Raw genomic sequence first — 11884 nt, 5'->3', positions numbered from 1 at the left:
ACGGTAGGCCGGTCATCCCGCCGCCGACCAGCGTCGATGCCCAATCGTGACGGCTCGGGGCGGCTCGTCTTGACTAGCGGACCACCGATGTCCAGCCTCTGCCCATGACGGTGATCCCGCTTCCACGGCACGGTCGGTGGGCGTGGGACCTGCGTGGCGAGGGCCGCGGGGTCCGGGTGTCTGCGCACACCGAGGAGGGGATGCTGAACCTCAGCCTCTGGTGCGACGGGACGTGCGTCGGCACGGCCCGGCTGCTGCCCGGCGACGTCGCGAAGCTGATGAGCGGTCTGTCCGAAGGGCTCGCCGAGATCGCGGCCCAGCCGCGCAGCGCGAGCCCCGGGAACAGTGGCTCGGCGGACATGCACGAGCTGGAGGAACGGCTCGCGCATGTCGAGGCCCGCCTGCGTGCCACAGCTCCGCGGGGCCCGGGGGAGCGAGCCGGGGCGGCGGTCCGCCGCCTGCACGCCGTGCTGGTCATCCGCCGGCCGGGGATCCTCGGCGTCCGGACCCGGAGCCGCCGCTGAACCCGGCGCGCTCCGGCGTCGACCGGTGGCTCTCCGTTCGGAGACCCGCCCCGGCTAGCGTGTTCGGCGTGCCGCGCCTGCCGTTCCGTCGTCGGTCCCCGCGGGTGCTGGTCCTCGGTGGCGCACGTTCCGGGAAGTCCTCCTACGCCGAGGGACTCCTCATGCGTGAGCCGCGGGTCGAGTACGTCGCCTGCGGTCTGCGCCCCACCGAGGACGACGTCGAGTGGGCCGACCGGGTGGCGCTGCACCGCGCGCGCCGCCCGGTCAGTTGGACGACGACCGAGACGCTCGACCTGGTCGCCGTCCTCGGCACCCCGGGTCCGCCCGTCCTGGTCGACTGCCTGACCACCTGGCTGGCCCGCGTCATGGACGAGTGCGAGGTGTGGGACGGGCAGCCCGGCTCCGACGCGAAGCTGCGCGAGGCCGTCGACGCACTCGTGGCGGCCTGGGTGGGCACTCGCCGGGGGGTCGTCGGCGTCAGCAACGAGGTCGGCTCGGGCATCGTGCCGGCCACGCCGTCCGGCCGCCGCTTCCGGGACGAGCTCGGTGTCCTGAACGCGCGCATCGCTGCCGCGTCCGACCGCGTCTGGCTCGTCACCGCCGGTCTGCCGCAACGCCTGCGATAGCGGTCAGGCCAGGGCGATGACGGTCCCCTCGGTGGCGCTGCGCCGCGCGGCGTCCAGCACCGCCATCGACGCGATGGCGTCGCGGGGGTCGACCGGGAGAGGGCCGGCGCCGCGGACGGCGCGGGCGAACGCGGGGTAGAAGCTGTCCCACGCGCCGTTCTCGGTCGGCACGGTCTGGCCCTCGGTGCCCCGGTAGACCTTGCCCCAGCGCTCGGGCGCCTCGTCACCCCAGTCCGGACCCAGCGTCGCCGGGGTGGCGCCGGCCAGCAGCAGCTCCTCCTGCCCGTCCATGGGCGTGCGGTTCACATAGCCCGCCTTCGTGCCGGTGACCCGGAACCGGGGCCCCGGAGCGGCCTGGCTCCAGCTGCCCCACAGGTGCGACCGGGCGCCGTTCGCGTGGGTGAGCGCCACGAACACGTCGTCGTCCAGGCCGTTCTCGCGCAACCGCCATTCGGCGTAGACCGACGCCACCGGCCCGAGCAGCGCCAGTGCCTGGTCGACGAGATGGCTGCCGAAGTCGAGCAGCGTGCCGCCTCCGGAGGCGCCGGGTCCGGCGTCGGGATCGAGACGCTCGAACCGCGACTCGAAGCGGACGACGTCGCCGAGGGTGCCGTCGTCGACCAGCCGGCGGACGGTCAGGAAGTCGGAGTCCCAGCGCCGGTTCTGGTACGGGGCGAGGGCCAGCCCGTGCTGATCGGCGAGCTCCACGGACCGGCGGGCCGCTCCGGCGTCGAGGGCGAACGGCTTGTCGCACACGACGGCGAGACCGAGCTCGAGCGCCCGGTCGGTGAGCTCGCTGTGGGTGCCGGCCGGTGTGGAGATCGCCACCGCCTCGGCACCCGCCGCCCGCAGCTCCTCGAGCGAGGCGAACGTCGCGCGACCCGGCGAGTCCTGCTCGACCAGTGCCCGGCGGTCGGGCGAGGTGGTGACCACGCCGAGCAGCTCGCACCCGGGTGCGGAACCGAGCAGGGGAGCGTGGAAGTACCGCCCTCCGAACCCGTAGCCGACGAGGCCGAAGCGCACCGGAGCGGTCTGGGCTGCGTCGAGGTCGGTCACGCTCCCATCATGGTCCGCGGGCCGGCTGACGTGCTGCGGGGACGTCCCCGGCTCCCGGTCGTCGCTGTGCCAGGGTGACCGCCGTGTCCGTCCTGCCCGCCGTCGTGCTCGGATTCGTGGGCGTCGTCGTCGGCACGCTGGTCAACCGCCTGGCCGGGCGGTTCCCGTGGCCGGAGCGGCCCCCGGCGGCGGAGCTCCTGGGGGCGGGTCCCGTCGCGGTGCGGACGCCGGTCCTCGAGGTGGTGGCCGCCGGCCTGCTCGCGCTGCTGGGCCTCCGGTTCGGCTGGTCGGCGGACGTACCCGCCTGGGCGTGGTTCGCGGCCGTCGGGCTCCTGCTGAGCGTGATCGACCTCCGCGAGCAGCTGCTGCCGAACCGGGTCCTGCTGCCCGGCGGTGCCGTCGCGGCACTCCTGCTCGTGGGTGCCGCCGCCGCGGACGACGCGTGGCCGGCCCTGCTCCGGGCGGTCCTGGCGAGCGCGCTGTGCTTCGGCGTGCTCCTGGTGCTCGCGCTGATCGCGCCGTCCGGGCTGGGCATGGGCGACGTCAAGCTGGCCGCCCTGATGGGGCTGGTCCTGGGGTGGCTCGGCTGGCCGGTCGTCGTCCTCGGCTTCCTCCTCGGCTTCCTGCTGCAGGCGGTGGTCGGGCTCGTCCTGCTCGCGCTCCGGAGGGCCGGTCGCCGGACCGATCTGCCCTTCGGGCCGGCGCTGCTCGTGGGTGCTCTCGCCGCGGTTCTCCTGTCGGGGGACTGAGCGCCCCGGTAACCGCTCGCGCACGCTCAGCCATCACTGTCCGTCACCGGGTCGAGCGACGGAGTGTCACCGGATCGGGTCGTCCGGCGCCGTTCCTCACCATCGGTGACCCCGGTCGGGGGTCCCTCTTCCGGGTTACGCGACAGCCCGTAGGTCTCCCATTACCGCTGGTAGGCCCCGATCGTGATGGAGCCGCGACCCCGGTCACCACGGCCCGATCAGTCGACGGCGGACCTCCTAGGAGATCACCGTGCTCAACCTGTTCACCGCTCTGCAGACGCTGGCCTTCACCGTCTCCGACCGCATCAAGTCGGAGGAGAAGGGCGCCAGCGCCGTCGAGTACGCGATCCTCGTCGGCATCATCGCCGCCGTCGTCGTCGCCGGCGTGACGCTGTTCGGTCAGGAGATCACCGCGCTCTTCACCGACGTCGTGCCGGACGCTCCCGCCGGTACGTGATCACTCGGCAACGAGCAGTTCGCCGGGTCGTGGCCGGCGGCGTGGTTCCTCGGAGCCACGCCGCCGTCACTCACCCCGCGTGATCACCCCACCAGTCCCCGCCCAGGAAGGAGCCGCGACGTGTCCGTTCGGTCCCGTGCACACCTGCAGTACCGCCGCCGTGTCGCCGCACGTCTCCTGGGCGAGCGAGGTGCCGCGGCCGTCGAGTTCGCCCTCGTCGCGCCCGTCCTGATCCTGCTGGTCCTCGGCATCATCGAGTTCAGCAAGGTCTACAACTCGCAGTCGACGCTGTCCGCCGCAGCCCGGGAGGGCGCCCGCGTGATGGCGCTGACCAACGACGTGACGGAAGCGACCGCTGCCGTCCGCAATGCCGCCACCGGTCTCGAACTCGGGCAGATCCAGGTCACGCCGACCACCTGCACCGGGGCCGCCTCCACGGCCACGGTCACCGTGACCGTCGCCTATCACCAGCCCTTCGTCGCCGGCTTCCTCAACGGTGCCGGCGTCGACCTCTCCGGCGAGGCGGTCATGCGATGCGGGGGCTGATCACGGGCCGGCTGGCCCGCAGTCGTCGCCGGCTGGGGGACGAGCGCGGCGCGGTCGCCGTCATGGTGGCCCTCCTGCTGGTGCCCCTCCTGGGCTTCGGTGCGATCGCCGTCGACGTCGCGGCCGTGCACGCGGAGCGCCAGGCGCTCCAGAACGGGGCCGACGCGGCGGCGATGGCCATCGCCACCGACTGCGCCTGGAACGCCTGCGGCATCACCGAGACCACGGCGACGACGCTGGCCGAGGCCAACTCCGGTTCGCTGTCCGCCACGCTCGCCACGCCCGACGTCGACGTGGACCTGGCCCGCCGCTCGATCACCGTCACCACGTCGGCGACGCAGGAGCACTTCTTCGCTCCGCTGATCGGGGTGGAGTCCAGCACCGCCACGGCCACCTCGACCGCCGCCTGGAGCGGCATCAGCCACGCCACCTCGACCATTCCCATGGCGATCTCGAAGTGCGCCTACGACAAGATGGTCCGCGGCGCGTCGATCACGCTCTACCCGGGCGACTCGGCGATGTGCGGCACCGGCGCCTCAGCGGTGCCTGCGTCCATCTGGCTGACCACCGCCGGGAAGTGCGAGACCACCACGTCCGTCGGTGCCACGCTGTCCCGCTACGTGCCGGCGCTGCGGACGGACTTCCCGCCCGCCTGCCGACCCGTGGGGTTCTCCTTCCCGCTCGCCGGGGTGATCGGGGAGCAGGTGCACCTCCCGGTGTTCGAGCAGGCCTCCGCCACCGCGGCGCCGAAGGTGTACGGCTTCGTCGCCTTCGACGTCGGTGAGGTCAAGGTCAACGAACGCTCGTTCAGGATCTCGAACTTCTGGGACCTGATCCTCTTCATCATCCTGTGGTGGCTCGACCGCCTCCCCGAGAACCACGGCTTCAAGGCCATCGGCACGCTCGGCACCTCCGTCGAGATGTCCACCGCGCCCGTCAACACGTCTTCGGCTCCCGACCTGGGTGCTCGATCCGTCTACCTCACGGAACGGAATCCGCAGTGACTCCCATGCGACGTCGAATCCTGGCCATGCTCGTGGCCGGTGTCCTCGCCCTGACCGGCGCCCTGCTGCTGGTGGACTACGTCGGGGACGCCGACGAGCGGGCCCAGGCCGCCGAACGGGCCGTCCCGACCCTGGTCGTCCAGCGCGAGATCGCGCAGGGCACCCCGGCCGGCCAGTTGTCGGCCATGGTCTCGGTCGTCGACGTCCCGGCCCGCCTGGTCGCGCCGGACGCCGTCACCGATCTGACGGAGCTCGACGGTCTCGTGGCCAAGGCGACGCTGTTCCCGGGGGAGCAGGTCCTCACCGGCCGCTTCGCCGTCGCCGGAGCGGAGAACACCGCCCCGAAGCAGGACGGCAAGGAGCAGGTCAGCATCACGCTGGACGCGCAGCGGGCCGTCGGCGGCTCGCTCGGTGAGGGCGACACCGTCGCCGTCTACGTCACCACCCCGAACGCCGAGGGCGTGCTCGCCACGACCCGCATCGTGGATCGCGACGTCACCATCACCCGCGTCGACGGCGGACGTACCAGCCTCGGCACGGACAGCTCGGGCTCGCTCGGCGAGACCCTCGGCGCCACCGTGACAGTCACCCTCGCGCTCCTGCCCGGCGAGGTGCCCGACGTCGTCGCCGGCATGGAGGCCCAGACCGTGTGGCTGTCCCTCACCGGATCGGTCGCGGACGACACCATCACCACCACCTCGGGAGACACCAAGTGAGCCAGGTCCTTCTCATCGGCGTCAGCGCCGAGCTCGACGCGTGCTTCGCCGAGGCCACCGGTGGTGACCTCGTCCACCTCGGCGTCGAGCAGCTCGACGCCGACGGCGGTCTCCTCGCCCGCATCGAGGAGGCCGGCTTCCCCTTCGTCGTCGTCCTCGGCGCCGACGTGCCCCTGGCCCGTGCCCTCGAGCTGACGGAGGGCGTCGACGTCGCCCGGCCCGCCACCAGCGTGGTCGTCGTCGCCGACGCCGATCCCGACCTGTGGGTCACCGCCATGCGCGCCGGCGTCCGGGACATCCTCAACCCGCTCGCCGGCGTGGCCGACGTGACCGCCGTCCTCAAGCGCGCGGCGGAGCTGGCCGAGGCGCGCCAGCAGGCGCACCTGCAGGTCAGCGGCCCGCGGTCGGACCACCGGCTGATCGTCGTCGCCTCGCCCAAGGGCGGGGTCGGCAAGACCACGGTGTCCACCAACCTGGCCGTCGGCCTGGCGCAGGCCGGCCAGGGGTCCACGGTGATCGTCGACCTCGACATGCAGTTCGGCGACGTCGCCAGCGCCCTCGCGCTGATCCCGGAGTACACGCTCCCGGACACGGTGCACGGGGCTGCCAGCACCGACCCGCTGGTGCTCAAGACGTTCCTGAGCCGTCACCCCAGCGGTCTCTACGTCGTCGCCGGCAGCGACTCGCCGGCGTCGGGGGACGCCGTCACCGCCGAGCAGGTGGGTCGCCTGCTGGACACGCTGAGCCGGGAGTTCCGCCACGTCATCGTGGACACCGCGCCCGGGCTCTCCGACCACACGCTGGTGGCGCTGGAGCGGGCGACCGACCTGGTGCTGATGAGCAGCATGGACGTGCCGGGCGTGCGCGGGCTCCGCAAGGAACTGGACGTCCTGCGCGAGCTGAACCTGGTGCCGGCCGACCTGCACCTGCTGATCAACGAGCACGACCCGGCCGGGACCATCTCCCTCGCCGACGTCGAGACCACGATCGGTCAGCCGCTGGACGTCGTCCTGCCGCGCAGCTCCGCCGTGCCGATGTCGACGAACACCGGCGTGCCGCTGCTGCAGAGCGGTGACCGCGACCCGGTCACCCGCGGGCTCCGCGGCCTCCTGGCCCGCTTCCTGCCCGAGACGGACGAGCGCCCGGTGGGCCTGCTCGGCCGGCTGTCGCAGAAGGTCTCGCTCCGGTGAGCCTCATCGACCGCATCGCCGAGGCGCGCGGCGAGCAGGCGCTCGGGGCGGACCCGGTCCGGCTGGCTCGCGCCGCCGAGGCCGACGAGATCAAGAGCCTCGCGGCGCGGGTGGCGGCTGCACCCGAGGAAGGGTCCCCGGCACGTCCGGCGACGGCCGAGGCGTCCGGTCCGGGGGAGGCGCTCACCCGCCTGACCGATCGGGCGTCGCAGGCGCTCTTCGAGCGGCTGGGCAGCAAGCTCACCGACTCGGAGCTCCCGGAGGCACAGCTGCACGCGCTGGTGCGCGCGGAGCTCCAGCGGGTCATCGCCAACGAGCAGACCCCGCTGTCGGTGGACGACCGTCGCCGGCTCACCGAGGCCGTGATCGCCGAGGTGCTCGGGCACGGCCCGCTGCAGCCGCTCCTCGACGACCCCACGGTCAGCGAGATCATGGTGAACGGCCACGACTCGGTCTACGCCGAGCGGAACGGCCGGATCACCCGGACGCCGGTGATCTTCTCCTCCGAGGACCACCTGCGCCGGGTCATCGAGCGGATCGTCTCCCGGGTGGGACGGCGGATCGACGAGTCGTCGCCGCTGGTGGACGCCCGACTGGCCGATGGCTCCCGCGTCAACGCGATCATCCCGCCGCTGGCGTTCGGCGGTTCCTCGCTCACCATCCGGAAGTTCGCCGCGAAGCCGTTCCAGGTCTCCGACCTGATCGGTTTCGGCACCCTCTCGCCGGAGATGGCCGAGCTGCTGCGCGCGTGCGTCGAGGCCCGGCTGAACATCGTCGTGTCCGGTGGTACCGGTACCGGCAAGACGACGCTGCTCAACGTGCTCTCCTCGTTCATCCCCTCCAACGAGCGGATCATCACCATCGAGGACGCCGTCGAGCTGCAGCTGCAGCAGGAGCACGTCGTCCGCCTGGAGTCCCGCCCGGCCAACATCGAGGGCAACGGCGCCGTCACCATCCGCGATCTGGTCCGCAACGCGCTGCGCATGCGGCCGGACCGCATCGTCGTCGGTGAGGTCCGCGGAGGCGAGAGCCTCGACATGCTCCAGGCGATGAACACCGGGCACGACGGGTCGCTGGCCACCGTGCACGCCAACACGCCCCGCGACGCCGTCGCCCGGCTGGAGACCCTCGTGCTCATGGCGGGCATGGACCTCCCGTTGCGCGCCGTCCGCGAGCAGGTGGCCTCGGCGGTCGACGTCATCGTCCAGATCAGCCGGCTGCGCGACGGCACCCGCCGGGTCACGCACGTGACCGAGGTGCAGGGCCTGGAGGGGGAGACCGTGACCCTCCAGGACGCCTTCCTCTTCGACTACTCGGCCGGGACGGACCTGAACGGGCGCATCCTCGGCAAGGCGGTCCCCACCGGGGTGCGCCCGAGGTTCGCGGAGAGGTTCGCCGACATGGGCATCTCGCTGTCCTCGCGCGTGTTCGGCGCCACGGCCGAGCGTCCCCTTCCCGGGCGGCGCTGATGACCGCCCTCGTCGTGGTGGGGATCGTGGCCGTCGCCGGGGCACTGGCCATCGCCGGCGTGCTCGCGGTCGGGCTGCACCGCAGCCGGGTGCCGCTGTCGCGGCTCGATCCTGATGCCGCACCTGCCGCTACCCGGCTGGCCGGGGCGGCCGAGGACGCGAACGCGCTGGCCGAGCGGCTGATCGACCGATCCGGCCGACGTCATCTGCTCGAGGCGGCCCTGGAGCGCGCCGGTGTCGCGCTGAAGCCGGCCGACCTCGTGGTGGTGACCGGCGTGGGTGCTGTGGTCGCCGGCGGTATCGGAGCCGTGCTCGGCGGTCCGGTGCTGGCGGTGCTCCTCGCGGCGCTGGCTCCCCTCGTGGCCAAGGTCGTCATCGACCGGCTCCGCACCCGGCGGCAGACGGCGTTCGCCGACCAGCTCGACGACTCCCTGCAGCTGATGGCGAGCAGCCTGCGCGCCGGTCACAGCGTCCTGCGCGCCGTGGACGCGGTCTCCAAGGACACCGAGGCGCCCACGTCCGAGGAGTTCGCCCGGGTGGTCAACGAGACCCGGGTGGGGCGCGACCTCGGCGTCGCGCTCGAGGAGGTCGTCGACCGCACCGGCAGCCAGGACTTCGAGTGGGTCGTGCAGGCCATCGGGATCCACCGCGAGGTCGGCGGCAACCTGGCGGAGATCCTCGACCGGGTCAGCGGCACCATCCGGGAGCGCAACCAGCTGCGCCGGCACGCGCGGTCGCTGTCCGCCGAGGGCCGGATCTCCGGCATCGTGCTGATCAGCATGCCGTTCGCCGTGTTCCTGCTCGTGTCGTTCGTGGCGCCCGGATACACCGGTGCGCTGACCGGCACGGGTACCGGCCGTCTCCTGCTCGCCCTGGCCCTCGGACTGCTGCTCGTCGGCGGTCTCTGGCTGCGATCCACGGTGAAGGTGAAGTTCTGATGCCCGCGACGATGTACCTCGCCGTCCTCCTGGTGATGGCCCCGCTGGCGTACCTGACGGCGACGGGCCTGAGCCGCTCGGGCCGGGCGCTCGCCATCGCCCGCCGCAACCTCACCCGCGGGCTCTTCACCCCGGTGATCGAGGTGGGCACCCTGGAGTCCCGCGGCTCCGGGTCGGGATCCCTGCTCCGCGTGCTGACTCCGGATGCGGCAGCGGCGCGCATCCGCCGGCTGCTCCAGCTCTCGGGCTACTCGGGGACCAACAGCATGATGCGGGCGCTGTGGGCGAAGATCGTGCTGGGCGTGACCGGCCTGGCGCTCGGCCTGCTCGTGGTGCTCGCAGCACCGAACTTCTTCTCGTTCCTGCTCCTGGCGGCCGCCTCGGGCGGCGGATACTTCGCGCCCGACCTCGTGCTGTGGGGTCGCGGCAAGGAGCGGCAGGAGGCGATCCAGCTCGCGCTGCCCGACACGCTGGACCAGATGACGGTGGCGGTTGCGGCGGGGCTGGGCTTCGAGGCTGCCCTCGCCCGGGCGGCGGCCAACGGCAAGGGCCCGTTGGCGGAGGAACTGACCCGCACCCTGCAGGACGTCACCGTCGGCCGGCCGCGCCGCGAGGCATACGCGGCGCTCGTCCGCCGTACGGACGTCACCGACCTGCAGCGCTTCGTCGGCGCGATCAACCAGGCCGACTCCTACGGGATCGCGATCGCCGAGGTCCTGCGCTCGCAGGCGGAGGACCTGCGGGACAAGCGCAAGCAGCGGGCCGAGGCCAAGGCGATGGAGATCCCGGTCAAGGTGGTCTTCCCGCTGATGGTCTGCATCCTCCCGGCACTGCTGATCGTCATCCTGGGCCCGGCGGTCATGAACCTCATGGGCGTCTTCGGCTGAGCACGTCGTCGTCCACCGGACGACAGCGACGAACCCGTGGCCATCGAGTCGATGGCCACGGGTTGGTCGCGTTCACAGCCCGCGGAGGGTCAGCGGGGCTGCGCCGGGTTCGTCGGGTCGCCGTGGGACGGCGGGTTGACCGGCGGTCCGGAGGTCGCCTCGGACACCTGGGACCCAGCTGCGGCGGCCGGGGGAGCCCCACCCGCGGCCGGGTCGCCGCCGGAGGGCTGGGCGCCGTCGGCCAGGCCGGACAGGCGGTGCTGCATGGCGCTGACGACCTGGATCCGGTTGGCGTGCGCGCGCTCGTACTCCAGCAGCACCTTCAGGTCGTCGGAACCCAGCGTGCGGATCCGGGACGTCAGCGAGCCCACGGGCAGATGGTCGTAGTCCTTCAGCGGCAGGTCGCGCTCGGGCACGGGTCGTCCTCTCGACGGTTCTCGGGGTCGGTCCTCGACCGCCTACCCGCTCCCGGCGGTCCGACACCGCGTGTGAGGACCGGGTCGGTGGGTAGGCGGCGACAGTGTCCAGCGCAGGGCACCTGACCGATCGACCGAGGAGTTGCTCCACCCCCATGGACGTGTCCTTCCTGGAGCCCGTCTTCGCTGCCGCCGGCCCCTTCGCCACCGTCTGCGCCGACGTCCGGCACACCACCGAGAACGCCGACACCGAGCTCGACCTCCGGGTGCGCGCCGTCGCCGAGCGCCTGGCGGAGCAGGGGGCGCCCGACACGGTCGTCGAGGCCGTCCGCGGCCGTCTGCTGGAGGGCAACGACGGCGGTGAGGCCGGCACGCTCGAGGGCCGTGCCGTCGTCGTCGCCGCCGACGGTTCGGTCGTCCTGGACCAGGCGCTGCGGGGTGCGCCGGCACGCGAGATCGCCGAGTGGGGGCCGCACGCCGACCTCCTGCCGGTGCTCCGCCAGCTGCCCGGCCGCATCCCGCACATCGTCGTCCTCACCGACCGCACGGGCGCCGACATCACCTACATGGGGTTGCCCGGTCAGGTCGACGAGGAGAAGACCGTCGAGGGCGACACCTTCCAGATCCGCAAGTTCCAGGGCGGCGGCTGGGCGCACCACCGCTACCAGCACAACGCCGAGAACAAGTGGATCCACAACGCCGAGGAGGTCGCGACGCAGATCTCCTCGATGGCGCGACGCCTCTCGCCCCGGTTCGTCCTCGTGGCCGGCGACATCCGGGCCCGGCAGATCCTCACCGACCGGGCCAGCGACCTGTGGTCGCACCTGATCGTCTCGATGGACGAGGGTGGCCGGGCCGCCGGGGCCGACCGGGCGCCGGTCGACCGCCGCACGGAGGAGCTGGTCGCCGAGCACGAGGGGCGCGAGATCTCGGCGGTCCTCGAGCAGCTCGAGGCAGCGGGCGCCCACGGCCTGTCGGTGACCGGCACCGAACCGGTCGTCGAGGCGCTGCGGAAGGGCCAGGTGGAGACCCTCGTGCTCGCGGACGACCCCGGGGAGGACACACTGCTCGTCGGCAGCGGTCCTGCTGAGCTGGGCGTGGACCAGCACGACATGGACGCCCTCGGCGTCCATGGTGAGATCGTGCCCGCCGACCGTGCCCTTCTCGCCGCCGCCGTGGCCAGCGCGGCCGGCGTCGTCGTCGTTCCCCTCTCCGCCATGCCGGAGGAGGCCACCGTGGCCGCCGTCCTCCGGTACGCCGACGCCTCCACGGCGTCGGCTTCCTGACCCCGTACCGACCGAAGGAG

The 11884-nt window shown here is 72.8% G+C and carries 14 protein-coding genes; 12 read left to right on the top strand and 2 right to left on the bottom strand.

The window, feature by feature from the left end:
• Window positions 1-104: 104 nt before the first annotated feature.
• Window positions 105-524, top strand: a complete 420-nt coding sequence (locus CRP30_RS22585) for a hypothetical protein (protein WP_159961803.1) — start codon at window positions 105-107, stop codon at window positions 522-524.
• A 68-nt stretch (window positions 525-592) separates the two neighbouring features.
• Complete coding sequence (locus CRP30_RS19115) at window positions 593-1150, top strand: bifunctional adenosylcobinamide kinase/adenosylcobinamide-phosphate guanylyltransferase (protein ID WP_235003550.1); 558 nt, start codon at window positions 593-595, stop codon at window positions 1148-1150.
• 3 nt (window positions 1151-1153) lie between these two features.
• Here the strand turns inward: CRP30_RS19115 and CRP30_RS19110 are convergent, their stop codons facing one another.
• Window positions 1154-2206 (bottom strand): Gfo/Idh/MocA family protein, encoded by a 1053-nt coding sequence (locus CRP30_RS19110; protein ID WP_200814858.1) that lies wholly within the window; start codon window positions 2204-2206, stop codon window positions 1154-1156.
• Window positions 2207-2289: 83 nt separating this feature from the next.
• Between CRP30_RS19110 and CRP30_RS19105 the strand changes: the two genes are divergently transcribed.
• The 9 genes from CRP30_RS19105 to CRP30_RS19065 all read left to right on the top strand — a co-directional run bounded on the left by CRP30_RS19105 (window position 2290) and on the right by CRP30_RS19065 (window position 10162).
• Window positions 2290-2955 carry a prepilin peptidase gene (locus CRP30_RS19105; RefSeq protein ID WP_235003549.1) on the top strand — a complete coding sequence of 222 codons (666 nt, stop codon included), beginning with the start codon at window positions 2290-2292 and terminating at the stop codon, window positions 2953-2955.
• Window positions 2956-3205: 250 nt separating this feature from the next.
• Window positions 3206-3412: a Flp family type IVb pilin gene (locus CRP30_RS19100; protein ID WP_097185587.1), complete on the top strand. Its 207-nt coding sequence runs from the start codon at window positions 3206-3208 to the stop codon at window positions 3410-3412.
• 120 nt (window positions 3413-3532) lie between these two features.
• On the top strand, window positions 3533-3958 hold the full coding sequence (locus CRP30_RS19095) for a TadE/TadG family type IV pilus assembly protein (RefSeq protein ID WP_235003548.1): 426 nt from the start codon (window positions 3533-3535) through the stop codon (window positions 3956-3958).
• Window positions 3946-4962: a pilus assembly protein TadG-related protein gene (locus CRP30_RS19090; protein WP_097185586.1), complete on the top strand. Its 1017-nt coding sequence runs from the start codon at window positions 3946-3948 to the stop codon at window positions 4960-4962. The genes CRP30_RS19095 and CRP30_RS19090 overlap by 13 nt, the downstream gene beginning before the upstream one ends.
• Before the next feature lie 5 nt (window positions 4963-4967).
• On the top strand, window positions 4968-5678 hold the full coding sequence (cpaB, locus tag CRP30_RS19085) for a Flp pilus assembly protein CpaB (RefSeq protein WP_143278501.1): 711 nt from the start codon (window positions 4968-4970) through the stop codon (window positions 5676-5678).
• Entirely contained in the window at window positions 5675-6868 is a 1194-nt protein-coding gene (locus tag CRP30_RS19080) for a CpaE/TadZ family protein (RefSeq protein WP_097185584.1), read from the top strand. The genes cpaB and CRP30_RS19080 overlap by 4 nt, the downstream gene beginning before the upstream one ends.
• Window positions 6865-8337 carry a TadA family conjugal transfer-associated ATPase gene (locus CRP30_RS19075; RefSeq protein WP_097185583.1) on the top strand — a complete coding sequence of 491 codons (1473 nt, stop codon included), beginning with the start codon at window positions 6865-6867 and terminating at the stop codon, window positions 8335-8337. The genes CRP30_RS19080 and CRP30_RS19075 overlap by 4 nt, the downstream gene beginning before the upstream one ends.
• Window positions 8337-9275 (top strand): type II secretion system F family protein, encoded by a 939-nt coding sequence (locus CRP30_RS19070; protein WP_097185582.1) that lies wholly within the window; start codon window positions 8337-8339, stop codon window positions 9273-9275. Before CRP30_RS19075 ends, CRP30_RS19070 begins: the two co-directional genes overlap by 1 nt.
• Entirely contained in the window at window positions 9275-10162 is an 888-nt protein-coding gene (locus CRP30_RS19065) for a type II secretion system F family protein (RefSeq protein ID WP_200814857.1), read from the top strand. Before CRP30_RS19070 ends, CRP30_RS19065 begins: the two co-directional genes overlap by 1 nt.
• Before the next feature lie 89 nt (window positions 10163-10251).
• On the opposite strand, the gene CRP30_RS19060 is transcribed toward CRP30_RS19065, so the two are convergent.
• Window positions 10252-10578: a DUF8129 domain-containing protein gene (locus tag CRP30_RS19060; protein WP_097185581.1), complete on the bottom strand. Its 327-nt coding sequence runs from the start codon at window positions 10576-10578 to the stop codon at window positions 10252-10254.
• Window positions 10579-10733: 155 nt separating this feature from the next.
• On the opposite strand from CRP30_RS19060, the gene CRP30_RS19055 reads away from it, so the two are divergent.
• A complete protein-coding gene (locus CRP30_RS19055) occupies window positions 10734-11864 on the top strand; it encodes a baeRF2 domain-containing protein (RefSeq protein WP_097185580.1) in 1131 nt (376 codons plus the stop codon).
• The last annotated feature ends 20 nt before the right edge of the window (window positions 11865-11884 follow it).

The sequence above is a fragment of the Blastococcus haudaquaticus genome (assembly GCF_900230285.1).
In the GTDB taxonomy this organism is placed as follows: Bacteria; Actinomycetota; Actinomycetes; order Mycobacteriales; family Geodermatophilaceae; genus Blastococcus_B; species Blastococcus_B haudaquaticus.
The sequence above is the reverse complement of the archived record's forward strand: the minus strand, read 5'-3'. Positions and strand labels throughout refer to the sequence as shown.